The organism is Streptomyces sp. PsTaAH-137 (genome assembly GCF_003259365.1).
Lineage (GTDB): Bacteria > Actinomycetota > Actinomycetes > Streptomycetales > Streptomycetaceae > Streptomyces.
Window position 1 is genome coordinate 387,937 of the sequence record NZ_QLLY01000004.1, and the last position, 23,442, is coordinate 411,378.

The window sequence follows — 23,442 nt, forward strand, 5'->3', positions numbered from 1 at the left end:
CTACGTGCGCACGGTGGACGGCTCGGCGTCCTGCGCCGGGCGCTGCTCCGGCACCACCGCACCGCCGCCCGCGCGCCCGCCGGCCACCCGCTCACGCGCGCGTGCCGCCCAGCCGCCGACCCGCCGCAGGAAGGACGTCGGCAGGAACACCGCGTCGGCGGCGATCATCGCGAGCGAGAAGAACGGCAGGCCGAGCACGATCGCGATGAACACATGCTCCGTGATCATGAGGACCAGCAGCACGTTCTTCACCTTGCGGTTGAAGACGGTGAACGGGAAGGCGACCTGGACGATGACCGTCCCGTAGGTCACGAGCATCACCATCGGGCCGAAGGCGCTGAGCAGATCGCCCAGGGCGGGCCAGGGCGAGAAGTAGTCCAGGTGGAGCGGGTAGTAGACCGCGGTGCCGTCCTGCCAGCGACCGCCCTGGATCTTGTACCAGCCGGCCGTCGCGTAGATCAGGCACGCCTCGACCATGATGATCAGCAGGGCCGCGTTGTGCGCGAGGTTGGCGACGACGTCGAACAAACGCCGCGCCTCGCCGTCCTCGGAGCGGCGGCCCGCAAACCACCAGAGCCCGTGGCCGATCCACAGCCCCCAGAAGAGGAGCAGCCAGCCGCCGCTCACCTTCCCCGTGAACGTGAGCGTCGAGAGCGCGAGCCCGAACGCCCACCACAGGACGGGCCCGGCCAGGTCCACGCCCGACGCCCCGGATCGGCCCTCACGCGCGCGTGCCGCCCGGCGCGCGTCGAGCGACCACACCTGTCCGCACCGGATGAAGACCAGGTAGATCGACATCAGGTGGATGACGTTGTCGCCGCCGTCGCCCATGAAGACGCTGCGGTTCTGCAGCGACAGCACGCCGATCATGAACAGGACCGACATGGTGCGGGTGCGCCAGCCCAGGAGCAGCAGGGCGGAGGCGAGCACCGCGGCCACGTAGACGAACTCGAACCACACCCGGCCGTCCGACCACATCAGCGCGGTGAAGGCGCCGTTGTCCGCGATCAGCTGCTGGGCCATGCCCCAGCTCCACGGGCCGTCCGGGCCGTACATCTCCTGCCGGTGCGGGAACTCGCGCAGCAGGAACAGCAGCCAGGTCGCCGAGAACCCGATGCGGACCACGGCGCTCTGGTAGGGGCCGAGCGCGGACGCGGTGACCCGCTCGACTCCGCCGCTCAGCGCCCGGGAGACGCGCTGTCCGAGGCTCTCGCCGGTCCGGGTCTCAGGACGCTCCGGCGCCGCGTCGTGCTGGAAGCCGCTCATCGCGCACCGTCCGTCCGGTCCTTCGCGCGCACGTGCGCGCCGCTGTCGAGAGGCGCGTCGCGCGAGGTCACCGTCCACCAGGGCAGCTGCCGGTAGACCGGCTTCTGGTTCACCTTCTCGTCACTCCACTTCGGGGGCGCGATCGTGACCGACCGGGAACGGATCTGGACGCGCTCGATCACGTCGCCCCGGCCGGCGACGCCGAGCCGGTCGAAACGGAGCACGAGGATGCGGCGCAGGTACTGCTCGGAGAGCGTGCCCCGCAGGCTGGTCGACCGGTTCTGCGCGTCGTGCGAGCCGAGGTAGACGTCCCAGGCGCGGCGCAGTTCGTTCTGCGTGGTGTGGCTGGGCAGCAGATTGCCCTTGATGGCGGCGCCGTCCGCGGCGGACAGGTCGTACCAGCCGGTCGTGCGCTGCTCCCCGCCGGAGGCGCGCACCTCGGCGCGGGCCTGGACGGCGATGTTCTGCTGCAGCGGGTTGGGGGCGAACAGCTTCCAGTTCTGCTCGAACTCGGGGTAGACCCATTGGTCCACCGCCTTGCCGTACTGCTTGGTGATCGTGTTCGACGGCGCGACGTGCAGGAACACCATCAGGAGGTGGACGCACGTGACGACGACGATGCCCGCTAGGGCCAGCGAGGCGGCGGTCTGACCGGCCGGGGAGAGGGCGGCGAAGCCCTGGCGCCGGGGCTGCGGCGCGGGCGGTTCGGGCACCGCGTCGGGCGGCGGCGCGTCGCCTCCGGGCGGTGGTCCGGCCGGCGGCTCCGGTGCGGGCCCGTCGGCCTCGCCCGCAGCGCCTGCTTCCGTTCTCATCACAGTTCCCCGATCCCCGTCCCGGTCCCGTCGTCTCCGGCCTGTCCACCGCCGAACCGATTCCGCGCCGTCGGCCCGCGGGTGCGGCGCACCGGCACGGTACTGGGGAGCGGCCCCGAAACACAGGCGGCCGAGGTTATCCACAGGCCGGGTCATTCAGGGTTGACACCTTACGGCGCCGGGTCCCACCATTGAATCCGACGAACCGAACGATCGGTCGGGAGTAAGTGGCGGCCCGGCCGCCCCCGCATCGGCTCGTCATCGGCAGCCGAGTTCGAGGGGAACCGGGAATGGCGACAGCAGCCCCGCACCACGTGGAGAGCACCGACAGCGCCGACCGCGCCGCGGAGTTCCAGGCGGTGTTCGACGCGGCGGTGGCCGCGGACGAGCGCATCGAGCCCCGCGACTGGATGCCCGACGCCTACCGCGCCACGCTCGTGCGGCAGATCGCGCAGCACGCGCACTCCGAGATCATCGGCATGCAGCCGGAGGCCAACTGGATCACGCGCGCACCGTCCCTGCGCCGCAAGGCGATCCTGATGGCGAAGGTGCAGGACGAGGCGGGACACGGGCTGTATCTCTACAGCGCGGCCGAGACCCTGGGCACCAGCCGCGACGAGCTGCTCGACAAGCTCCACAGCGGCCGCCAGAAGTACTCCTCGATCTTCAACTACCCGACGCTGACCTGGGCCGACGTCGGCGCGATCGGCTGGCTGGTGGACGGCGCCGCGATCACGAACCAGGTCCCGCTGTGCCGCTGCTCGTACGGCCCGTACGCCCGCGCGATGGTCCGCGTCTGCAAGGAGGAGTCCTTCCACCAGCGCCAGGGGTACGAGCTGCTGCTCGCCCTCAGCCGTGGCACCGAGGCCCAGCACGCGATGGCCCAGGACGCGGTGGACCGCTGGTGGTGGCCGTCCCTGATGATGTTCGGCCCGCCCGACGACGAGTCGGCGCACTCGGCCCAGTCGATGGAGTGGAAGATCAAGCGCCACTCGAACGACGAGTTGAGACAGCGCTTCGTCGACATCTGCGTCCCCCAGGCCGCCTCCCTCGGCCTGACCCTCCCCGACCCGGACCTGAGGTGGAACGAGGAGCGGGGGCAGCACGACTTCGGCCCGATCGACTGGTCGGAGTTCAAGGAGATCCTCAAGGGCAACGGCCCGTGCAACGAACAGCGGATCACCCAGCGCAGGCGCGCCCACGACGAGGGCGCCTGGGTGCGCGAGGCCGCCGCGGCCCACGCGGCCAAGCGCGCCACCACGGATCCGGCACCGACCCGAGAAGGCAGGGCAGCATGAGCGAGACCCCGAAGGCGCCCGGCGGCGCCGGCGAGTGGCCCCTGTGGGAGGTCTTCGTCCGCTCCCGCCGCGGTCTCGCCCACACCCACGCCGGCAGCCTGCACGCCCCGGACGCGGAGCTGGCCCTGCGCAACGCCCGGGACCTGTACACGCGCCGCGGCGAGGGCGTCTCCCTGTGGGTCGTCCCGTCCGCGGCGATCACGGCGTCCTCGCCCGACGAGAAGGACCCGTTCTTCGAACCGGCCGCCGACAAGCCCTACCGGCACCCGACGTTCTACGAGATCCCGGAAGGGGTGAAGCACCTGTGACGCAGCAGACGCAGCCCGCGCAGGCGAGCGGCACGACCGCCGCCACCGCCGCCCTGGCCCTCGGCGACGACGCCCTGGTGCTCTCGCACCGCCTGGGGGAGTGGGCCGGTCACGCCCCGGTCCTGGAGGAGGAGGTCGCGCTGGCGAACATCGCGCTGGACCTCCTCGGCCAGGCCCGCGTCCTGCTGAGCACGGTCGGCGACGAGGACGAGCTGGCGTATCTGCGCGAGGAGCGCGACTTCCGCAATCTCCAGCTGGTCGAGCAGCCGAACGGCGACTTCGCCCACACCATCGCCCGCCAGCTGTTCTTCTCCACGTACCAGCACCTGCTGTACGGCCGACTGGCCGACGGCGCGGGCGAGTTCGCTCCCCTGGCCGCCAAGGCGGTCAAGGAGGTGGCCTACCACCGGGACCACGCACGGCAGTGGACGCTGCGGCTCGGTGACGGCACGGAGGAGAGCCACGCGCGCATGGGACGCGCGGTCGACGCGCTCTGGCGCTTCACCGGCGAGATGTTCCAGCCGCTCCCGGGAGTGGACGTCGACTGGGCGGAGCTGCGGGCCGACTGGACCACGGCCGTCACGGACGTCCTGCTGGAAGCGACGCTCACCGTCCCCGAGGGCCCGCAGAGCGGCGGCTGGCGCGCGGGTGCGGGACGCCAGGGCCTGCACACCGAGCCGTTCGGCCGGATGCTCGCCGAGATGCAGCATCTGCACCGCAGCCACCCGGGGGCGACATGGTGACCGCACCGCTCACCCCGCTGGAGACCGAACTGCGGCGCCTCGCGGGCTCGGTGCCCGACCCCGAGCTGCCGGTGCTGACCCTGGAGGAGCTGGGCGTGCTGCGCGCCGTGCACACGCTCGGCCCGGGCCGCGTCGAGGTCGAGCTGAGCCCGACCTACACCGGATGCCCCGCGATCGAGGCCATGTCGGCCGACATCGAGCGGGTCCTGCACGAGCACGGCATCCCCGAGGTCACCGTCCGCCCGGTCCTCTCCCCGGCCTGGTCCACGGACGACATCAGTCCCGAAGGCCGCCGCAAGCTGCGGGAGTTCGGGATCGCGCCCCCGCGCACCACCCGCGCCCCCGCGGGCCCGGTCCCCGTCGCGCTCGGGCCGACCCGGCACACCGCCGGGTCCGCCGCCGCTCCGGTCACCGGGCGCGACATCGCCGAGCCGGTGGTCTGCCCGCACTGCGGATCGGCCGAGACCGAACTGCTCAGCCGGTTCTCCTCCACCGCCTGCAAGGCGCTGCGCCGCTGTCTCGACTGCCGCGAACCCTTCGACCACTTCAAGGAGCTGTGATGGCAGCACCCGCGCGGGCCCGCTTCCACCGGCTCCGGGTCACGGCGGTCGACCGGCTCACCGACGACTCCGTGGCGCTGACCTTCGCCGTCCCCGACGAGCTGCGCGAGCAGTACCGGCACGCCCCGGGCCAGCACCTCGCGCTGCGCCGCACCGTGGACGGCGCGGAGGTCCGCCGCACGTACTCGATCTGCTCCGCGGCCCCGGCCGACGGCGCCCCGCGCACCCTGCGGGTCGGCGTGCGCCTGGTCGACGGCGGCGCGTTCTCCACGTACGCCCACAAGGAGATCGCGGCGGGAGACGAGCTGGAGGTGATGACCCCGGCCGGCCGCTTCACCCTCGACCCGGCCCCCGGGCACTACGCGGCGGTGGTCGGCGGCAGCGGCATCACCCCGGTGCTGTCCATCGCCTCGACGCTTCTGGAGCGGGCACCGGACGCCCGTTTCTGCCTGATCCGCAGTGACCGGACGACGGCCTCGACGATGTTCCTGGAGGAGGTCGCGGACCTGAAGGACCGCTACCCGGACCGGTTCCAGCTGGTCACCGTCCTCTCCCGGGAGGAGCAGCAGGCAGGCCCGGTCTCGGGGCGGCTCGGCGAGGAGCGGCTGACGGCGCTGCTGCCCGCGCTGCTGCCGGTGGAGCGGATCGCGGGCTGGTTCCTGTGCGGCCCCTTCGGCCTGGTGCAGGGCGCCGAGCGGGCGCTGCACGGCCTCGGTGTGCGGCGGACCCGCATCCACGAGGAGATCTTCCATGTGGACGGCGGCCCGGCCGCCGATGCGACCGCAGTACCTGCCCCGGCCTCGGCTCCCGCGCACAGCACGGTCACCGCGCAGCTCGACGGCCGCTCGGGGAGCTGGCCGGTGCGGGACGGCGAGTCCCTGCTGGACGCGGTGCTGCGCAACCGCGCGGACGCGCCCTACGCCTGCAAGGGCGGTGTCTGCGGCACGTGCCGCGCCTTCCTCGTCTCGGGATCGGTGCACATGGACCGGAACTTCGCGCTCGAACCGGAGGAGACCGACGCGGGGTACGTCCTGGCCTGCCAGTCCCGGCCGACCACGGAGAAGGTGGAGCTGGACTTCGACCGCTGACCCGCACCGCCGCGCCCCGGCCACGCGTCTCCCCGCGACGCCCGGCACCTGTTCCCTTCTCGTAGAACCTGTTCTATCTTGACGCTCCGTCAGATCCCGCTGGGATTCCGGGAGCCGAGCAGGAACGGGAGGACAGCCGGTGGACTTCACCTTCTCCGAGGAGCAACAGGCGGCGGTCGAGGCGGCGCGGGCGGTGTTCACGCCGGTCGCGCCCGACAGCGTGCCCAGCCCCTCGCTCACCTCCGGCGCCGTGGCCGAGGACTTCGACCGCGCGCTGTGGGCCAAGGCCGCCGACGCCGATCTGCTCAGCCTGCTCATCACGCCCGAGCACGGCGGCGCCGGGCTCGACGCCATCGCGCTCTGCCTGGTGCTGCGCGAATCCGCGAAGGTCCTCGCCCGCATCCCGCTCCTGGAGCACAGCGCGGCGGCGGCGACCGTGGAGGCGTACGGCGGCGACGAGCTGAAGCGGGAGATCCTCCCGCGTGCGGCCGACGGCCGTGTCGCCCTGACCGTGGCGGCGTCAGGCCGCACCGGGCACGACCCGGCCGAACTGGCGGTCACCGCACGCCGCGAGGGCGCCACCGGCCCGGGCGGCGGCTGGGTCCTCGACGGTGTGCAGACGGCGGTGCCGTGGGCCTGGGGCGCCGACCGGGTCCTCGTCCCCGCGCACACCGGTGACGGCGTCGCGGTGCTGGCGGTCCTGCCCTGCCCGGCCGGGGACGGCGACTCCCCGCCGGGGCTCACCTTCACCGAGCAGATCTCCACGACCGGAGAGCGCCTGGCCGAACTGCGGCTGGACGGGGTGCACCTGGACGACCGGGACCTCGTCGAGGATCCCGCGGCCTGGCCCCGGCTGCACGACCTGCTCGCCACCGGCACCTGCGCGCTGGCGCTCGGCCTCGGCGAGGGCGTGCTGAAGATGACCAGCGACTACGCGGGCAAGCGCGAGCAGTTCGGGTACCCGATCGCCACGTTCCAGGCCGTCGCCGTCCAGGCCGCCGACCGCTACATCGATCTGCGCGCGATGGAAGCCACCCTGTGGCAGGCGGCCTGGCGGATCGGCACCGGGGCGGGCGGCGCGCTGCCGCTCGCCGGTGATGTCGCGGTCGCCAAGAGCTGGGCGTCCGACGGGGTGCGCCGCGTCGTCCAGACCGCGCAGCATCTGCACGGCGGCTTCGGCGCCGACACGGACTACCCGCTGCACCGCTACCACGCCTGGGCCAAGCACCTGGAGCTCTCGCTCGGCCCGGCCGCCGCCCACGAGGAGGCGCTCGGCGATCTGCTCGCCGCCCATCCCCTGGGCTGAGCGGCACCGCTCAGACGACGGCGCCCGGCTGTCCCTTGTCGTCCACGACGGGGCGGCCGGCCGCCTCCCACGCCTGCATGCCGCCCGCGACGTTCACCGCGTCGATGCCCTGCTGCACCAGATAGGCGGTGACCTGGGCGGAGCGCCCGCCGACCCGGCACACCACGTTGACCCGGCCGTCCTGCGGGGCCGCTTCGGTGAACTCGCCGAACCGCGCGACGAACTCGCTCATCGGAATGTGCAGCGCGTCCGCGGCGTGACCCGCGTGCCACTCGTCGTTCTCCCGCACGTCGAGCAGGAAGTCGCCTTCCTTGAGCTCGTCGACACCGACCGTGGGCACACCAGAACCAAAGACCATGCCCCCGACGCTACCCGACCGATCACCGCGATCAGCCCGCGGTGATCCGCTCCAGCTCGGCCTCCCGCTCGGCGACCTGCGCGAGCAGCTGCTCGGCGATCTCGTCGAGCAGCTTGTCCGGGTCGTCCGGCGCCATCCGCAGCATCGAGCCGATCGCGCCCTCCTCCAGCTCCCGGGCCACGGCGGTCAGCAGCTCCTTGCGCCGGGCCAGCCAGTCGAGCCGGGCGTACAGCTCCTCGCTCGGCGAGGGCTCCCGCTCCGGCGGCACCGGACCCGCCGCCCACTCCTCGGCGAGCTCCCGCAGCAGGGGCTCGTCGCCGCGCGCGTACGCCGCGTTCACCCGCGAGATGAACTCGTCGCGCCGCTCCCGCTCCCGGTCGTCCTGGGCCAGGTCGGGGTGGGCCTTGCGGGCCAGCTCGCGGTAGAGCTTGCGGGCCTCCTCGCTGGGCCGCACCCGCTGCGGCGGGCGCACCGGCTGGTCGGTGAGCATCGCGACGGCCTCCGGGAACAGTCCGTCCCCGTCCATCCACCCGTGGAACAGCTCCTCGACACCCGGCATCGGCATGACCCGCGCCCGCGCCTCGTCGGCCCGGCTGCGGTCCTCCGGGTCCCCGGTGCGCTCGGCCGTCGCCTCGGCGATCAGCGCCTCCAGCTCGTCGAGCCGGGCGTACATCGGGCCGAGCTTCTGGTGGTGGAGGCGGGAGAAGTTCTCCACCTCGACCCGGAAGGTCTCCACGGCGATCTCGAACTCGATCAGCGCCTGCTCGGCGGCGCGCACCGCCCGCTCCAGTCGCTCCTCGGGCCGCTCGCGCTCCTGCTCCCGAGACCGCTCGATCCGTTCCTTCAGCTGGTCCTTGAGCCGCTCCCGAGGCTGCTCCTCGGGCTGCCCTGCCACGTCGTCGGTCTCCGGGGTCGTCACCCGTCCAGCGTAGGGCACGGCCCGGCAGGGGTGATCCGGCGCCGACCGGTGCCCCGCCCCCGATCCCGGCCCCGCGCCGTCAGACCCCCGCCTCCGCGGCCACCCGCCCCTTCTTGACGGCCCGCACCAGCTCCGCGTGGTCCGCCTCGGTGCGGTCCGCGTACGTCACCGCGAACGACGCGACGGCCTCGTCCAGCTCCTCGTTCTTCCCGCAGTACCCGGCGATCAGCCGCGGGTCGGCGCTGTGGGCATGGGCGCGGGCGAGCAGGGCTCCGGTCATCCGCGCGTAGTCGTCCACCTCGTCGGCGGCGAGCGCGGCCGGGTCGACGCTGCCCTTGCGGTTGCGGAACTGCCGCACCTGGAAAGGCCGTTCACCGACCGAGGTCCAGCCCAGCAGGGCGTCGCTGACCACCTGCATCCGCTTCTGCCCGAGCACCACCCGGCGCCCCTCGTGCGCGACCGGTCCCGGCGTGAAGCCGACGGTCGCCAGATGCGGCAGCAGCGCCGACGGCCGCGCCTCCTTCACCTGGAGCACCAGCGGCTCTCCGCGGTGATCGAGGAGCAGCACCACGTACGACCTGGTGCCCACGCTTCCCGTGCCGACGACCCGGAACGCCACGTCGTGGATCGCGTACCGCCCGAGCAGCGGCAGCCGGTCCTCGGACAGCGTCGCCAGATAGGCCCCCAGCGAACCGGCGACGGCGGCCGCGTCCTGGTCCGGTATCCGCCGCAGCACCGGCGGCGCGTCCACGAACCGCCTGCCGCCGCCCGCCACCCCGATCGTGGACTTGGCGGCGAACCGCCCGCTGGTGTTGTTCCGCGCCTTCTCCGAGACCCGCTCCAGCGTGCCGAGCAGATCGTGGGCGTCGGTGTGCGAGACCAGTTCCTCGTCCGCTATCGCGTTCCACGCGTCCAGCGCGGGCAGTTTCGCGAGCAGCCGCATGGTGCGCCGGTAGGCACCCGTCGCGTCGTGCGCCGCCTGCCTGCACGTGTCCTCGTCGGCCCCCGCCTCACGGCCCGCGAGGACCAGCGAGGCAGCGAGCCGCTTCACGTCCCACTCCCACGGGCCGTGCACCGTCTCGTCGAAGTCGTTCAGGTCGATGACGAGGCCGCCGCGGGCGTCGCCGTACAGACCGAAGTTGGCGGCGTGGGCGTCGCCGCAGATCTGCGCGCCGATGCCGGTCAGCGGGGTGCGCGCCAGGTCGTACGCCATCAGGCCGGCGGAGCCGCGCAGGAAGGCGAAGGGCGTCGCGGCCATCCGCCCGACCCGGATCGGGGTCAGCTCCTCGATCCTGCCGCGATTGGACTCCTCGACGGCGGTCACCGCGTCGGGCCGCCCCGCGTCCGGCGCGAAGGCGTCGTGCGCGGCCCTGGGCACGTCGCCGCGCAGGGCCTTGCCGGCCGCCTTCGGGGACTCGCCGCGCGCCGTCTCCGCGAGGATCTCCGCGAATCCGTCCACCCGCGGCAGCCGCCGGACCCGACCGCCCCCTTCGCCCTGCCGCGGCAGAGCCACCACATCGCCGATTCCACCCATGCCGATCGCCTCCCCCGTCCCGTACGGGACACGTGCACACCACACCGCTCGTCGAACCGGCCACGACCGTACCGCCGCGCACCGCACTCCGCCGGGCCCTGTGGAAAACCCACGGCCTGTGCACAACTCCGCCGCCCGACCACCGTTTTTCCACAGCCGCGGACCCGGCGCCACCCCCGCGGTCGGGCTACTTCCGGAACTCCTCCGGGCACGTCCCGCCCTCGGCCCCCAGATACTTCGCGGCCCAGTCCCCCAGCTCGTCCAGCGACGGCTTCAGCGCCGAGCCGGCCTCGGTGAGCCGGTAGGAGACCCGCAGCGGCGGCCCCTCGTCTACCTGGCGCAGGACGAGTCCGACGTTGCCCAGCTCCGTGAGCCGGTCGGACAGCATGCGTTCGCTGATGCCGGGGATGGCCCGGCGCAGGTCGGCGAAGTGCACGGGCCGCTGGATCAGCGCGGCCACGATCAGCCCCGTCCAGCGCTTGCCGAGCAGCCCGAAGACCCGGGTCATGCCGATATCGACCGTCGAGCACGCCTCCGGGGTGTGCACCGCGGGTGCCTGCGCACCGCGTGCGTCCGCCCGCTTCCTGTCCTGCTCGCTGCCCGCCATGGGGCCAGGGTACTGGTTTCCCGTACGCAGATGAAAAAAAGTAAGTACCTGTGCTATTACTAGCTACGTACTTTCTACAGCCCATACGTCGGGAGACACCCCCCATGGCCACCCTGCTGCACCTCGACTCCTCGGTCTTCTCCGGCTCCGCCTCGTCCTCGCGCCCCGTGACGGAGGCTTTCCGCAACGCCTGGCTGGAGCAGCACCCCGAGGGCACGGTCGTCTACCGCGACCTGGCAGCGGACCCGGTGCCGCACATCACCGCCGACACCCACCTCGCCGGCTTCACCGCCGCCGACGACCACACCCCCGAGCAGGCCGCCGCCTTCGCCGAGCGCGTGCGGCTCATCGAGGAGCTGGAGAACGCGGACGCGATCCTGATCGGCGCCCCGATGTACAACTACTCGATCCCGTCGACGCTGAAGGCCTGGCTGGACAACGTGATCCTGTTCGGCCGCACCGCGGGCATCGACGCCCCGGCCGCCAAGGGCACCCCGGTCACCGTCGTCGCCAGCCGCGGCGGCTCCTACGCACCGGGCACCCCGCGCGAGGGCATGGAGTACGTCCAGAACTTCCTGGGCGCCACCCTGCGCGACACCCTGCAGCTCGACCTCGACTTCATCGTCCCGGAGCTGACCATGGCCCCGACGAACCCGGCCATGTCCGAGCTCGTCCCCCTCTTCGAGGCCTCCCGCGAGAAGGCCCTCCAGGACGCGCAGGAGAAGGGCAAGGCCGTGGCCGCCCGCATCGCCGCCTGAAGGTGATCGTCCGAAGGTGACATAACCCACAGAGGCGCCGCGGATCGTCGACCCCCCGTCGACCCGCGGCGCCTCACACGCGCGTACGCCCCCGCGTGCCCCTCGCACACCGGCGCACGCTCCTGTTCACGGCAACGCAAAAGCCCCGCAGATCCGAAGATCTGCGGGGCTTTTCGCTGTGCGCGAGGGGGGAGTTGAACCCCCACGCCCTTTCGGGCACTGGAACCTGAATCCAGCGCGTCTGCCTATTCCGCCACCCGCGCATTGGGTGTGTCCTCCGGCTCCTTGCCCTTGTGGGCCCGGCGCCTTCCGACATGCAGAAGATTAGCACGCTGTCAGGGGTGGATTCACATCCGATTCCGCGGGCATCCGACGGGCACCCGACGCAGGTCGCCGTCACCCCTCACCATGGGGCGGCGGCCCCCAGGTGCCGTGCGCCGGCCACAGTCCGGTCGCGGCCTTGCCGGACCCCGACCGCTCCACAGCCGCGTACGGGACACTGTTCGGAGGCCACCTCTACGATCCCTCTCCAGAGGGTCCGTAGCGGAAGCCTCGGAGCAGTCTGTGAGCGTCGACACTCGTCGACCGGGCGGACAGGGGGAACCAGCCGATTTCCCGACGCGTGGATACGATCAGTAAGCAGTACGACGAAGCACGAGAGCGCGACCGTCACGGCAAGCAGGACGGCTACGAAGAAGGAGGTGCCTCATGGGAGTCCTGAAGAAGTTCGAGCAGCGTCTCGAAGGTCTGGTCAACGGCACCTTCGCGAAGGTCTTCAAGTCCGAGGTCCAGCCCGTCGAGATCGCGGGCGCGCTGCAGCGCGAGTGCGACAACAACGCGACGATCTGGAACCGCGAGCGGACCGTCGTCCCCAATGACTTCATCGTGGAGCTCAGCGCACCGGACTACGAGCGCCTGAGCCCCTACTCGGGACAGCTCGGCGACGAGCTGTCCGGCATGGTGCGGGACTACGCGAAGCAGCAGCGGTACACCTTCATGGGCCCCATCAAGGTGCACCTGGAGAAGGCGGACGACCTGGACACGGGTCTGTACCGGGTGCGCAGCCGCACCCTCGCCTCCTCCACCAGCCAGGCACAGCCCGAGCGGGCCGAGCGCCCCGCGGCCGGCCGGCCGCAGGCGCCCGGTGGCTACGGCTACCCGCCCGCGGCGGCCCCGCCGATGCCGTCCGCGCCGCCGCCCGGCCGGCCCGCGCAGGCCCCAGCCGCGCAGCGGCCCGCCGCTCCCGCGGGCCCGCAGCCGGGCGCCCGCGTCCGGCACTGGATCGAGATCAACGGCACCCGCCACCAGATCTCCCGCCCCACCCTCGTGCTCGGCCGTTCCACGGAGGCCGACGTGCGGATCGACGATCCCGGCGTCTCGCGCCGGCACTGCGAGATCCGCACCGGTACCCCCTCCACGATCCAGGACCTCGGGTCCACGAACGGGATCGTGGTGGACGGCCAGCACACGACCCGCGCTACGCTCCGCGACGGCTCGCGGATCGTCGTGGGCCAAACCACCATCGTTTACCGGCAAGCCGAAGGGTGAAGCGGGGGCAATGTCAGAGCTGACCCTGACGGTCATGCGGTTGGGTTTCCTGGCCGTTCTGTGGCTGTTCGTGATCGTGGCCGTACAGGTCATCCGCAGCGACCTGTTCGGCACGCGCGTCACCGCTCGCGGCTCGCGCCGTGACAGCGGACGCCAGCAGCAGCAGACCGCACGACAGGCGGCCACGCCGCCGCAGCAGCGCCAGCAGCAGGCGGGGGGCCGCCAGCGGCGCGGGGCCCCGACCAAGCTGGTGGTCTCCGAGGGGAGCCTCACGGGCACCACGGTCGCCCTCCAGGGGCAGACCATCACGCTCGGCCGCGCGCACGACAGCACGATCGTGCTGGACGACGACTACGCGTCCAGCAGGCACGCCCGGATCTACCCGGACCGGGACGGCCAGTGGATCGTCGAGGACCTCGGGTCCACGAACGGCACGTACCTCGACCGGAACCGTCTGACGACCCCCACGCCGATCCCCCTGGGTGCACCGATCCGCATCGGCAAGACCGTCATCGAGCTGCGGAAGTAGTGCTACATCATGATTAGGCGCGAGCGGAGCGAGCGAGCCGACGCGGTTGTCCCGGACCGGGACACCGGCACGCTCCCGACCGGAGGGTGGGCACCGTGCGGATGTACCCGGAGTCGGAATCAACGGGGCAGGTGCGCATGAGTCTGTCACTGCGCTTCGCCGCCGGATCGCACAAGGGCATGATCCGCGAGGGCAACGAGGACTCCGGCTACGCCGGTCCGCGGCTCCTCGCGATCGCCGACGGCATGGGCGGCCAGGCCGCCGGTGAGGTCGCCTCCTCCGAGGTGATCTCCACCATCGTCGCCCTCGACGACGACGTGCCCGGCTCCGACATCCTGACCTCGCTCGGCACCGCCGTGCAGCGGGCCAACGACCAGCTGCGCATGATGGTCGAGGAGGACCCCCAGCTGGAGGGCATGGGGACCACCCTCACCGCCCTGCTGTGGACCGGCCAGCGGCTCGGCCTCGTCCATGTCGGCGACTCGCGCGCGTACCTGCTGCGCGACGGCGTCCTCACGCAGATCACGCAGGACCACACCTGGGTGCAGCGCCTCGTCGACGAGGGCCGCATCACCGAGGAAGAGGCCACCACGCACCCGCAGAGGTCCCTCCTCATGCGCGCGCTGGGCAGCGGCGACCACGTCGAGCCCGACCTCTCCATCCGCGAGGTGCGGGCCGGCGACCGCTATCTGATCTGCTCCGACGGCCTGTCCGGCGTCGTCTCCCACCAGACGATGGAGGAGACCCTCGCCAGCTACCAGGGCCCGCAGGAGACCGTCCAGGACCTGATCCAGCTCGCCCTGCGCGGCGGCGGCCCGGACAACATCACCGTGATCGTCGCCGATGTCCTCGACATCGACGGCGGGGACACCCTCGCCGGACACATCTCCGACGCCCCGGTCATCGTGGGCGCGGTCGCCGAGAACCAGCACCAGTTGCACGACAGCGGCGCCATGGAGACCCCGGCGGGCCGCGCGGCGGCGCTCGGCCGCGGCTCGAACCGGCCGGTGCCGGGCCAGGGCGGTGGCGGCGAGTTCGGCCCGCCCGGCAGCGGAGAGTCCGACGGTTACGCGCCCGAGGGGGACTTCGGCGCGTACACGGACGAGGACTTCGTCAAGCCGCGCCGCGGCCGCAAGTGGCTCAAGAGATCGCTGTACATCGTGCTCGCCCTCGGCGTCATCGGCGGTGGTCTCTACGGCGGTTACCGCTGGACGCAGACCCAGTACTTCGTCGGCTCGAACGACGATCACGTGGCGCTCTACCGCGGCATCAACCAGGACCTTGCCTGGGTGAACCTGTCGAAGGTGGAGAAGGACCACCCGGAGATCGCGCTCAAGTACCTGCCGCCCTACCAGCAGAAGCAGGTCGAGGCGACCATCACCGAAGGCGACCTGGCAGCCGCCCAGGACAAGATCGACGAACTGTCCGCGCAGGCGACGGCATGCGAGAAGCAGGCCGAGCGGCAGAAGGCCGAGAGCGAGAAGAACTCCAAGACCGGCGAGGGCGAAGCCGGCGGAACCACCAGTGGTGGGACCGCGTCCAAGGCGTCGTACCGCGTGGCGACCGCCACCCCCACGCCGAACTCGTCCTCGTCGCCGTCCGGCAAGTCCAAGTCCTCTCCCACGCCCACTCCTGGCCCCACTCTCTCCGACGAAGAGCAGCAGCTGGCCAAGGCGTGCGCACAGCAGTAGAAGCCGTTGGGGGCCTCAGCACGCCATGAGCAGTTCTCTCAGTAGTAGTTCCACGACCCATACGTCGACCATCGGCGCGATCGGCGCACCCAGCCGGCGCAACACCGAGCTGGCCCTGCTGGCGTTCGCCGTGGTCATCCCGGTCTTCGCGTACGCCAATGTGGGCCTCGCGCTCGACGGCTCGCTGCCGGCCGGACTGCTGGGCTACGGCCTCGGTCTCGGCCTGCTCGCCGGCGTCGCCCACATCGTCGTACGGAAATTCGCGGCGTACGCGGACCCGCTGCTGCTGCCGCTCGCCACGCTCCTCAACGGCCTGGGGCTCGTCGTCATCTGGCGGCTCGACCAGTCGAAGCTGCTCCAGTCGATCGGGCAGGCGGGCAGTGCCGCGCCCAAGCAGCTGATGTACACGGCGATCGGCATCGCGTTCTTCATCGTGGTGCTGATCTTCCTGAAGGACCACCGCGTCCTGCAGCGCTACACGTACATCTCGATGCTCGGCGCGATCGTCCTGCTGCTGCTGCCACTGGTCCCGGGCCTCGGCGTGAACATCTACGGCGCCAAGATCTGGATCCACATCGGCGGCTTCTCCATCCAGCCCGGTGAGTTCGCGAAGATCGCCCTGGCCGTCTTCTTCGCCGGCTACCTGATGGTGAAGCGGGACGCGCTGGCGCTGGCCTCGCGCCGCTTCATGGGGCTCTACCTGCCGCGCGGCCGCGACCTCGGGCCGATCATCGTGGTGTGGGCGATCTCGATCCTCATCCTGGTCTTCGAGACCGACCTCGGTACCTCGCTGCTGTTCTTCGGCATGTTCGTGATCATGCTGTACGTCGCCACGGAGCGGACCAGCTGGATCGTCTTCGGTCTGATGATGTCCGCGGTCGGCGCCGTCGGTGTGGCCAGCTTCGAGCCGCACATCCAGCAGCGTGTCGACGCCTGGCTCGACCCGATGAAGGAGTACCTGCTCAGCCGGCAGGGCGTGGGCGGCCACTCCGAGCAGGCCATGCAGGCGTTGTGGGCGTTCGGCTCCGGCGGCACGCTGGGCACCGGTCTCGGCCAGGGCCACTCCGACCTGATCCGGTTCGCCGCGAACTCCGACTTCATCCTCGCCACGTTCGGCGAGGAGCTGGGCCTGGCCGGCCTGATGGCGCTGCTGCTGATCTACGCACTGATCGTCGAGCGTGGTGTGCGCACCGCCCTCGCCGCCCGCGACCCCTTCGGCAAGCTGCTCGCCGTCGGTCTGTCCGGCGCCTTCGCCCTCCAGGTCTTCGTCGTCGCCGGCGGTGTCATGGGGCTCATCCCGCTGACCGGTATGACGATGCCGTTCCTCGCGTACGGCGGTTCCTCGGTGATCGCGAACTGGGCGCTGATCGGCATCCTGATCCGCATCAGCGACACCGCGCGCCGGCCCGCCCCCAGCCCGACGCCCAGCCCCGACGCCGAGATGACCCAGGTGGTCCGACCGTGAACAAGCCCCTGCGCCGCATCGCGATCTTCTGCGGACTCCTGGTCCTGACCCTGCTGATCCGCGACAACTGGCTCCAGTACGTCAAGGCCGACAGCCTCGCCTCCGACGACAACAACCGCCGCGTCGCCATCGCCCGTTACTCGACACCGCGCGGCGACATCATCGTCGACGGCAAGTCGATCACCGGTTCGAAGGCGACCAGCGGTACCGACCTGAAGTACAAGCGGACCTGGAAGGACGGGCCCATGTGGTCGCCCGTCACCGGATACGCCTCGCAGGTCGTCGGCGCCACCCAGATCGAGTCCATCGAGGACGGGATCCTCACCGGCAACGACGACCGGCTCTTCTTCCGCAACACGCTCGACATGGTCACGGGCAAGAAGAAGGAGGGCGGCAACGTCGTCACCACCCTCAACGCCAAGGCGCAGGAGGCCGCGTACGACGGCCTGAAGAACCGCGGCAAGGGTGCGGTGGCCGCCATCGAGCCGTCCACCGGCAAGATCCTCGCGCTCGCCTCGACGCCGTCGTACGACCCGTCGTCGTTCGCCGGCAACAGCAACGACGACGGCGCGACCTTCTCCAAGCTGGACAAGGACAAGGACAAGCCGCTCCTGAACCGCGCGCTGCGCGAGACCTACCCGCCGGGTTCGACGTTCAAGCTGGTCACGGCCGCGGCGGCGCTGGAGAGCGGCGACTACGACCCGGACCAGAAGACGGACACGCCGCTGCCGTGGACCATGCCGGACACCACGACGCCGCTGAAGAACGAGGGCAACATCCCCTGTAAGGACGCGACGCTGCGGGTCGCCCTGAAGGTCTCCTGCAACACCGTCTTCGGCAAGATCGGCTCCGACCTCGGCAACGAGAAGATGGTCGAGGAGGCCGAGAAGTTCGGCTTCAACAAGGAGCAGTTCGTCCCGGTCCGCTCGAGCGCGTCGAACTTCGACGACGACATGAACCGGTCGCAGACCGCCCTGTCGTCCATCGGCCAGTACAACACCGCTGCCACCCCGCTGCAGATGGCCATGGTCGCCTCCGCGATCGCCAACGACGGCAAGCTGATGAAGCCGTACATGATCGACGAGCTCAAGGCCTCGAACCTCGACACCATCGAGAAGACCGAGCCGGAGGAGCTGAGCCAGCCGCTCTCCGAGGACAACGCGCAGAAGCTCCAGTCGATGATGGAGACGGTCGTCAACGACCCGGGCGGCACGGGCAGCAACGCCAAGATCGCCGGTGCCACCGTCGGCGGCAAGACCGGTACCGCCCAGCACGGTGTCGACAACAGCGAGAAGCCGTACGCCTGGTTCGTCAGCTACGCCAAGACCAGCTCCGGAACGCCGGTCGCGGTGGCCGTGGTCGTCGAGGACAGCGACGCCAGCCGCCAGGACATCTCCGGTGGCGGCCTGGCCGCCCCGATCGCGAAGAGCGTGATGGAAGCGGTCATCAACAGCAAGTAGCGACGGACCGTGACCGGGCTTCACCAGAATCTGTGAGCCCGGTCACCTGTTCTTCACATTGACGCACGTGGCGATACCGGTCCTGTCACGGGTCTCGGTGGCGGCCAGGTCACGCTGGGCAAGCCGGGTACGGTATGCCCGGACAGCACACCGCCCGACCCCGCACGGGACGGTCGGGACCGACGGAGAGGGCTGGTAGGTAACCATGGAAGAGCCGCGTCGCCTCGGCGGCCGGTACGAGCTGGGCCAGGTGCTCGGCCGTGGTGGCATGGCGGAGGTCTACCTCGCGCACGACACCCGGCTCGGCCGCACCGTAGCGGTGAAGACGCTGCGGGTGGACCTCGCGCGTGACCCGTCGTTCCAGGCCCGGTTCCGCCGGGAGGCCCAGTCGGCCGCCTCGCTCAACCACCCCGCGATCGTGGCGGTCTACGACACGGGCGAGGACTACGTCGACCAGGTCTCCATCCCGTACATCGTGATGGAGTACGTCGACGGTTCCACACTCCGCGAGCTGCTGCACTCCGGGCGCAAGCTCCTGCCGGAGCGCTCCATGGAGATGACCGTCGGCATCCTCCAGGCCCTGGAGTACTCGCACCGGGCGGGCATCGTCCACCGTGACATCAAGCCGGCCAACGTCATGCTGACCCGCAACGGTCAGGTGAAGGTCATGGACTTCGGCATCGCCCGCGCCATGGGCGACTCCGGCATGACGATGACGCAGACCGCCGCGGTCATCGGCACGGCGCAGTACCTCTCGCCCGAGCAGGCCAAGGGCGAGCAGGTCGACGCCCGTTCCGACCTCTACTCGACCGGCTGCCTGCTGTACGAGCTGCTGACGGTCCGTCCGCCGTTCGTCGGGGACTCCCCGGTCGCGGTCGCCTACCAGCACGTACGCGAAGAGGCGCAGCCCCCGTCGGTCTTCGACTCCGAGATCACGCCCGAGATGGACGCCATCGTCCTCAAGGCGCTGACGAAGGACCCCGACTACCGCTACCAGTCGGCCGACGAGATGCGCGCCGACATCGAGGCCTGCCTCGACGGGCAGCCCGTCGCCGCCACCGCCGCCATGGGCGCGGTCGGCTACGGCGGCGGCCCGAACGACCAGCAGACGATGATGCTGGGCCAGCAGAACGGCGCGGCGCCGACGTCGATGCTGCCCCCGGTCAACCCGGACGACGGCGGCTACGGCTACGACGACCGCCCCGACCGCAGGCGCCAGCAGCAGGGCAAGAACCGCACGTCGACGATCCTGCTGATCGTCGCGGGCATCCTGGTGCTGATCGGGGCGATCCTGATCGGCAAGTGGATCACCAGCGACAGCGGCAGCGGCGACGATGCCAAGATTCCGGTGCCGAACCTGGTGGGCGAGACCTTCAAGTCCGCCCAGAAGAAGGCGAGCAACGTCGACCTGAAGGTCGAAAAGGGCTCGAGCATGGCCTGCAAGGACGAGCCCGTCAACACCGTCTGCAAGCAGGACCCCGAGGACGGCTCGCTCGCCAAGGGCGACACGATCACCCTCCGGATGTCGACGGGCGCGCCGAAGGTCGCGGTCCCGAACGTCATCAGCAAGACGGAGGACGAGGCCCGCAGCATCCTGGAGGGCAAGGGCTTCGAGGTCAACGTGAAGTCCGAGGAGTCCACGCAGGAGCCCGGCAAGGTCCTGAGCCAGACCCCGGACCCGGGCGAGGAGAAGCAGTCCGGCTCCAAGGTCACCATCACGGTGTCCAAGGAGAAGGCCCAGACCCAGGTCCCGGACGTGTCCTCCGGCACCAACCTCACCTGCGACCAGGCCACGGCCAAGCTCCAGGAGGCCGACCTGAAGGCGTCCTGCACCGAGGAGGAGAACGCCTCGGTCGAGGCCGGCAAGGTCTTCAAGCAGAGCCTCGTCGCCGGCTCCCAGGCCGACCCCAACTCGACGGTCACCCTGACCGTCGCGAAGGCACCGGCCCAGACCGCGGTGCCCGAGGTGCGCGGCCGCTCGCTCAAGGACGCCAAGAAGATGCTCCAGGACGCGGGCTTCAAGAACATCCAGCTCGCGGACGGCAGCAGCGGCGACGACAACGCCGTGGTCGCCAACGCGGACCCGGCCCCCGGCAGCCAGGTCGACCCGGCCAGCGCCACGGTCACCCTGACCACGATCGGCGGGAACGGCGGCAACAACGGCGGGAACGGCAACGGCGGGTTCCTCGGCGGCAACAACGGCTGACCCGCACCCCGCGTACGCGAAAGGCCCCGCTCCTCCTCCGGGAGGGGCGGGGCCTTTTTGCTCGTGTCCCTCAGGTACTACCTGAGCTCCTTCGGCGGCGTCCGGTCGCTGTTCACCTTCTCCACGCGCTCCAGCTCGCCCCACACCACGTAGCGGTACTCCGACGTGTAGACCGGGGTGCAGGTCGTCAGCGTGATGTACTTCCCGGGCTTCTTGACGCCCGACTCCTTGGGGACCCGGTCGATCACGTCGACGTTGAACTTCGAGGTCTCCGGGAGGATGTCGTAGACCTTGTAGACGTACCAGTCGTCCTTGGTCTCGAAGACGATCGGGTCGCCCTTATCGATCTTGTCGATGTTGTGGAACTTGGCGCCGTGCCCGTCGCGGTGCGCGGCCAGCGAGAAGTTGCCGTTCTTGTCGGTCGTCGGCAGGTCCGCCTTCACCGGGTCCGTGTAGTAGCCGGCGACACCGTCGTTGAGGATCTTCGTCGAGGTGCCCTTCTTGACCAGCACCTCGCCGTTCTTCATCGCCGGGACGTGCAGGAAGCCGATGCCGTCCTTGGTGTCCAGGGCGCCGGGCCCGCCGGCCCCCCAGTGCTCACGGACCTTGTCGCCCTGTTTGTGGGCGGCACGGTCGGCGACGACGTTCGTCCACCACAGTGAATAGACGACGAACAGGCCGAGGATCAGGCCCGCCGTGATGAGGAGTTCACCGAAGACGCTGACGGCCGTCGCGAGCCGTCCGCGACGCGGCGAGGGCGTGGGAGAGGGGGCCTTCGGCTCGGCCGCGTCCTCGTCGTGGTCGGTGGTCGTCGCTGCCACTGCTTGTTGCCCCGTCCCTGTGCCCGTACTACCGGTGGTCGACTGCGCCCTGCACGACTCGCTATTCGACGAGCGCGTCCGGCTTGCCCTTGCTGCGCGGGCGCTCCTCGACCATCTTGCCCCAGACGATCATTCGATACGTACTGGTGAATTCCGGAGTGCACGTCGTCAGAGTGATGTAACGACCCGGCTTGGTGAATCCGGAACCCGCCGGGACCGGATCGATCACCGCGGTGTTCGACGGCGAGGTCTGGTTCAGCCTGCTGGACATCTTGTACACGTAGTACTTGTCCTGCGTCTCGACCACGATCGGATCGCCCGGCTCCAGGCGGTTGATGTAGCGGAACGGCTCGCCATGGGTGTTGCGGTGCCCGGCGAGCGAGAAGTTGCCGGTCTTCGCGTCCGGCATCGCGGTCGGGATGCTGTCCTTGCCGTAGTGCCCGACCATCCCCTTGTCGAGGACCTTCGTCTTGCTGATGCCCTCGGCGATCGGCACGACGACGTCCAGCTTGGGTATGTAGAGGATCGCGAAGCCCTGGCCCGGCTCGAACGTCCCTGGCTTGCGCTTGCCGTTCGCCCAGTCGTCCTCGAGATGGTCGCGCGCGCTGCCCGCCAGATTGTGGGCCCGTATGTTCGACCACCAGAGCTGGTAGGTGACGAACAGCAGCATCAGCACCCCGAGGGTGATGAAGACTTCGCCGATCGCGCGGCTGGCTATGACCCCGGCGCCCGGCTTGGCCGCCTTCGCCGCCCGGCGGGCCTCGACGCGGCTCAGCGGCCTGCCGTCGGTCGCCGGCTCGTCCTCGGCGGTGGGCGCTCCCGCGTGCCGCCTGCCGCCGCGCTTGGCGGCCTTCCGGCGCTCGGCCCGGCCGCCGGTGACGACGGGCGGCTCCGGCTCGGCCGCGCGCCGGGTGTCGGCGGTGCGCAGCGCGACCGTCTCGTCGTCCCGTACGGGGATGAAGGCGGGCTCGGGGGTGGGGGCGGGAGCCGGAGCGGGAGCCGGAGGGGCGGCCGGTGCGGGTGCCGGTGCCGAACGACCGGGCGCCGGGGCGGGGGCCGGGGCGGGCGCCGGCTCAGAAGGCCGCTGAGCGCCGCCGTACCAGTCCGTCGCGTACCCGTCGGGGTCGTACCACTCGGGCTCCGGCTCGGGCCGCTGAGGGTCGGCCTGTGGCTCTTCCTGCGCCGCCCTGAACCACGGTGAGGGATGCTGCCCCGGCAACGGGTCGCTGAGGGGGTCGTCGAGGCGCCGCACGGCGTCCGCCAGCTCCCCCGACTCCCCTCCACCCTCGCGCTCGGGGCGCACCGCGGTCACGCCGAGGCCCTGCCCACGACCGGGGCCAGCCCGGCCGATCGGGCGACCGCGCCGGTGTCCCCGCACTCCGCGAGCCAGTTCGCCAGCATCAGGTGCCCGTGCTCGGTGAGGACGGACTCCGGATGGAACTGGACGCCCTCGACGGGCAGTTCACGGTGGCGCAGCCCCATGATGATGCCGTCCTCGGTGCGGGCGGTGACCTCCATCTCGGCCGGGACCGTGCCCGGTTCGGCGGCCAGCGAGTGGTAGCGGGTCGCGGTGAAGGGGTCGGGCAGCCCGGCGAAGACGCCCTTGCCCTCGTGCCGCACCAGGGACGTCTTGCCGTGCAGCAGCTCCGGCGCCCGGTCCACCACACCCCCGTACGCCACCTGCATCGACTGCATGCCGAGGCAGACGCCGAAGACGGGCACCCCGGTCGCGGCGCAGTGGCGCACCATCTCGATGCAGACACCGGCCTGTTCGGGGGCGCCGGGTCCCGGCGACAGCAGCACGCCGTCGAAGCCGTCCTGGGCGTGCGCGGTCGTCACCTCGTCGTTGCGCAGCACCTCGCACTCGGCACCCAGCTGGTACAGGTACTGGACGAGGTTGAAGACGAAGCTGTCGTAGTTGTCGACGACGAGGATGCGCGTCCTGCGGTTCGCGTCGCGCGTCTCGTCCCGGGTCGTTCGAGTGCTCACTGACCGTCCACCGTTACGTCGTTGAAGGGCAGCAGCGGCTCGGCCCACGGAAAGACGTACTGGAACAGCACATAGACGACTGCCAGAACCAGCACGACCGAAATCAGTGCCCTCACCCAAGCGTTCCCCGGCAGATGCCGCCAGATCCAGCCGTACATGCCGGTCGCTCCCTCCAC

At 70.9% G+C, this 23,442-nt stretch carries 23 protein-coding genes and 1 tRNA gene; 13 read left to right on the plus strand and 11 right to left on the minus strand.

From position 1 onward, the window contains the following. Both K377_RS10820 and K377_RS10825 read right to left on the minus strand, forming a co-directional pair. Nucleotides 1–1,266 (minus strand): HTTM domain-containing protein, encoded by a 1,266-nt coding sequence (locus K377_RS10820; protein ID WP_111663009.1) that lies wholly within the window; start codon nt 1,264–1,266, stop codon nt 1–3. Next, nucleotides 1,263–2,078: a DUF5819 family protein gene (locus K377_RS10825; protein WP_111663010.1), complete on the minus strand. Its 816-nt coding sequence runs from the start codon at nt 2,076–2,078 to the stop codon at nt 1,263–1,265. Before K377_RS10825 ends, K377_RS10820 begins: the two co-directional genes overlap by 4 nt. A gap of 290 nt (nt 2,079–2,368) precedes the next feature. Here K377_RS10825 and paaA point away from each other — a divergent pair, with 290 nt between their 5' ends. From paaA to K377_RS10855, 6 genes are all read left to right on the plus strand, one after another. After that, entirely contained in the window at nt 2,369–3,376 is a 1,008-nt protein-coding gene (gene paaA / locus K377_RS10830) for a 1,2-phenylacetyl-CoA epoxidase subunit PaaA (RefSeq protein ID WP_111663011.1), read from the plus strand. Further along, nucleotides 3,373–3,684: a 1,2-phenylacetyl-CoA epoxidase subunit PaaB gene (paaB, locus tag K377_RS10835; protein ID WP_111663012.1), complete on the plus strand. Its 312-nt coding sequence runs from the start codon at nt 3,373–3,375 to the stop codon at nt 3,682–3,684. Before paaA ends, paaB begins: the two co-directional genes overlap by 4 nt. Beyond that, nucleotides 3,681–4,427, plus strand: a complete 747-nt coding sequence (gene paaC, locus K377_RS10840; RefSeq protein ID WP_111663013.1) for a 1,2-phenylacetyl-CoA epoxidase subunit PaaC — start codon at nt 3,681–3,683, stop codon at nt 4,425–4,427. The genes paaB and paaC overlap by 4 nt, the downstream gene beginning before the upstream one ends. Next, nucleotides 4,421–4,987, plus strand: coding sequence for a 1,2-phenylacetyl-CoA epoxidase subunit PaaD (paaD, locus tag K377_RS10845; RefSeq protein WP_111663014.1), 567 nt, complete (start codon nt 4,421–4,423; stop codon nt 4,985–4,987). Before paaC ends, paaD begins: the two co-directional genes overlap by 7 nt. Further along, nucleotides 4,987–6,075, plus strand: coding sequence for a 1,2-phenylacetyl-CoA epoxidase subunit PaaE (paaE, locus tag K377_RS10850; RefSeq protein ID WP_111663015.1), 1,089 nt, complete (start codon nt 4,987–4,989; stop codon nt 6,073–6,075). Before paaD ends, paaE begins: the two co-directional genes overlap by 1 nt. A 139-nt stretch (nt 6,076–6,214) precedes the next feature. Beyond that, on the plus strand, nt 6,215–7,381 hold the full coding sequence (locus K377_RS10855; protein WP_111663016.1) for an acyl-CoA dehydrogenase family protein: 1,167 nt from the start codon (nt 6,215–6,217) through the stop codon (nt 7,379–7,381). Nucleotides 7,382–7,391: 10 nt separating this feature from the next. Here K377_RS10855 and K377_RS10860 read toward each other — a convergent pair whose 3' ends face one another. The 4 genes from K377_RS10860 to K377_RS10875 form a co-directional block, all read right to left on the minus strand. Next, a complete protein-coding gene (locus K377_RS10860) occupies nt 7,392–7,739 on the minus strand; it encodes a rhodanese-like domain-containing protein (protein WP_111663017.1) in 348 nt (115 codons plus the stop codon). A gap of 31 nt (nt 7,740–7,770) precedes the next feature. Beyond that, on the minus strand, nt 7,771–8,658 hold the full coding sequence (locus tag K377_RS10865; protein WP_111663018.1) for a hypothetical protein: 888 nt from the start codon (nt 8,656–8,658) through the stop codon (nt 7,771–7,773). A 79-nt stretch (nt 8,659–8,737) separates the two neighbouring features. Beyond that, nucleotides 8,738–10,192: a DUF2252 domain-containing protein gene (locus K377_RS10870; RefSeq protein ID WP_111663019.1), complete on the minus strand. Its 1,455-nt coding sequence runs from the start codon at nt 10,190–10,192 to the stop codon at nt 8,738–8,740. Between the two features lie 187 nt (nt 10,193–10,379). Beyond that, nucleotides 10,380–10,700 carry a helix-turn-helix domain-containing protein gene (locus K377_RS10875; RefSeq protein WP_237551495.1) on the minus strand — a complete coding sequence of 107 codons (321 nt, stop codon included), beginning with the start codon at nt 10,698–10,700 and terminating at the stop codon, nt 10,380–10,382. A 203-nt stretch (nt 10,701–10,903) separates the two neighbouring features. On the opposite strand from K377_RS10875, the gene K377_RS10880 reads away from it, so the two are divergent. Continuing rightward, nucleotides 10,904–11,557: an FMN-dependent NADH-azoreductase gene (locus K377_RS10880; protein WP_111663021.1), complete on the plus strand. Its 654-nt coding sequence runs from the start codon at nt 10,904–10,906 to the stop codon at nt 11,555–11,557. Between the two features lie 179 nt (nt 11,558–11,736). Here K377_RS10880 and K377_RS10885 read toward each other — a convergent pair. After that, nucleotides 11,737–11,820: transfer RNA gene (locus K377_RS10885), tRNA-Leu, on the minus strand. A 445-nt stretch (nt 11,821–12,265) separates the two neighbouring features. Between K377_RS10885 and K377_RS10890 the strand changes: the two genes are divergently transcribed. From K377_RS10890 to pknB, 6 genes are all read left to right on the plus strand, one after another. After that, nucleotides 12,266–13,105, plus strand: coding sequence for a DUF3662 and FHA domain-containing protein (locus tag K377_RS10890; protein ID WP_111663022.1), 840 nt, complete (start codon nt 12,266–12,268; stop codon nt 13,103–13,105). A gap of 10 nt (nt 13,106–13,115) precedes the next feature. After that, a complete protein-coding gene (locus K377_RS10895) occupies nt 13,116–13,634 on the plus strand; it encodes an FHA domain-containing protein (protein WP_111663023.1) in 519 nt (172 codons plus the stop codon). A gap of 137 nt (nt 13,635–13,771) precedes the next feature. Next, complete coding sequence (locus K377_RS10900; protein WP_237551470.1) at nt 13,772–15,325, plus strand: Stp1/IreP family PP2C-type Ser/Thr phosphatase; 1,554 nt, start codon at nt 13,772–13,774, stop codon at nt 15,323–15,325. Nucleotides 15,326–15,350: 25 nt separating this feature from the next. Continuing rightward, the gene (locus K377_RS10905) at nt 15,351–16,790 is read left to right on the plus strand and encodes an FtsW/RodA/SpoVE family cell cycle protein (RefSeq protein WP_111663024.1); all 1,440 of its coding nucleotides are present in this window, start codon (nt 15,351–15,353) and stop codon (nt 16,788–16,790) included. Further along, a complete protein-coding gene (locus K377_RS10910) occupies nt 16,787–18,250 on the plus strand; it encodes a penicillin-binding protein 2 (protein ID WP_111663025.1) in 1,464 nt (487 codons plus the stop codon). The genes K377_RS10905 and K377_RS10910 overlap by 4 nt, the downstream gene beginning before the upstream one ends. A gap of 205 nt (nt 18,251–18,455) precedes the next feature. Next, a complete protein-coding gene (gene pknB / locus K377_RS10920) occupies nt 18,456–20,456 on the plus strand; it encodes a Stk1 family PASTA domain-containing Ser/Thr kinase (protein WP_111663026.1) in 2,001 nt (666 codons plus the stop codon). Nucleotides 20,457–20,533: 77 nt separating this feature from the next. Here pknB and K377_RS10925 read toward each other — a convergent pair whose 3' ends face one another. The 4 genes from K377_RS10925 to K377_RS10940 all read right to left on the minus strand — a co-directional run bounded on the left by K377_RS10925 (nt 20,534) and on the right by K377_RS10940 (nt 23,424). Next, nucleotides 20,534–21,277 (minus strand): class E sortase, encoded by a 744-nt coding sequence (locus tag K377_RS10925; protein ID WP_111663027.1) that lies wholly within the window; start codon nt 21,275–21,277, stop codon nt 20,534–20,536. A gap of 61 nt (nt 21,278–21,338) precedes the next feature. Further along, nucleotides 21,339–22,589, minus strand: coding sequence for a class E sortase (locus K377_RS10930; RefSeq protein ID WP_375605919.1), 1,251 nt, complete (start codon nt 22,587–22,589; stop codon nt 21,339–21,341). After that, the gene (locus tag K377_RS10935) at nt 22,586–23,266 is read right to left on the minus strand and encodes an aminodeoxychorismate/anthranilate synthase component II (protein WP_111663028.1); all 681 of its coding nucleotides are present in this window, start codon (nt 23,264–23,266) and stop codon (nt 22,586–22,588) included. The genes K377_RS10930 and K377_RS10935 overlap by 4 nt, the downstream gene beginning before the upstream one ends. Further along, complete coding sequence (locus K377_RS10940) at nt 23,263–23,424, minus strand: hypothetical protein (RefSeq protein WP_030685828.1); 162 nt, start codon at nt 23,422–23,424, stop codon at nt 23,263–23,265. The genes K377_RS10935 and K377_RS10940 overlap by 4 nt, the downstream gene beginning before the upstream one ends. Nucleotides 23,425–23,442 lie beyond the last annotated feature (18 nt).

Excerpts from the sequence above, each read along its gene's own strand:
- paaE (WP_111663015.1), top strand. The coding sequence starts at position 4,987 with ATGGCAGCACCCGCGCGGGCCCGCTTCCACCGGCTCCGGGTCACGGCG.
- K377_RS10880 (WP_111663021.1), top strand. The coding sequence starts at position 10,904 with ATGGCCACCCTGCTGCACCTCGACTCCTCGGTCTTCTCCGGCTCCGCC.
- pknB (WP_111663026.1), top strand. The coding sequence starts at position 18,456 with ATGGAAGAGCCGCGTCGCCTCGGCGGCCGGTACGAGCTGGGCCAGGTG.
- K377_RS10940 (WP_030685828.1), bottom strand. The coding sequence starts at position 23,424 with ATGTACGGCTGGATCTGGCGGCATCTGCCGGGGAACGCTTGGGTGAGG.
- K377_RS10900 (WP_237551470.1), top strand. The coding sequence starts at position 13,772 with ATGAGTCTGTCACTGCGCTTCGCCGCCGGATCGCACAAGGGCATGATC.
- K377_RS10905 (WP_111663024.1), top strand. The coding sequence starts at position 15,351 with ATGAGCAGTTCTCTCAGTAGTAGTTCCACGACCCATACGTCGACCATC.
- paaB (WP_111663012.1), top strand. The coding sequence starts at position 3,373 with ATGAGCGAGACCCCGAAGGCGCCCGGCGGCGCCGGCGAGTGGCCCCTG.
- K377_RS10895 (WP_111663023.1), top strand. The coding sequence starts at position 13,116 with ATGTCAGAGCTGACCCTGACGGTCATGCGGTTGGGTTTCCTGGCCGTT.
- paaD (WP_111663014.1), top strand. The coding sequence starts at position 4,421 with ATGGTGACCGCACCGCTCACCCCGCTGGAGACCGAACTGCGGCGCCTC.
- K377_RS10825 (WP_111663010.1), bottom strand. The coding sequence starts at position 2,078 with ATGAGAACGGAAGCAGGCGCTGCGGGCGAGGCCGACGGGCCCGCACCG.
- paaA (WP_111663011.1), top strand. The coding sequence starts at position 2,369 with ATGGCGACAGCAGCCCCGCACCACGTGGAGAGCACCGACAGCGCCGAC.
- K377_RS10860 (WP_111663017.1), bottom strand. The coding sequence starts at position 7,739 with ATGGTCTTTGGTTCTGGTGTGCCCACGGTCGGTGTCGACGAGCTCAAG.
- K377_RS10870 (WP_111663019.1), bottom strand. The coding sequence starts at position 10,192 with ATGGGTGGAATCGGCGATGTGGTGGCTCTGCCGCGGCAGGGCGAAGGG.
- K377_RS10890 (WP_111663022.1), top strand. The coding sequence starts at position 12,266 with ATGGGAGTCCTGAAGAAGTTCGAGCAGCGTCTCGAAGGTCTGGTCAAC.
- K377_RS10875 (WP_237551495.1), bottom strand. The coding sequence starts at position 10,700 with ATGACCCGGGTCTTCGGGCTGCTCGGCAAGCGCTGGACGGGGCTGATC.
- K377_RS10820 (WP_111663009.1), bottom strand. The coding sequence starts at position 1,266 with ATGAGCGGCTTCCAGCACGACGCGGCGCCGGAGCGTCCTGAGACCCGG.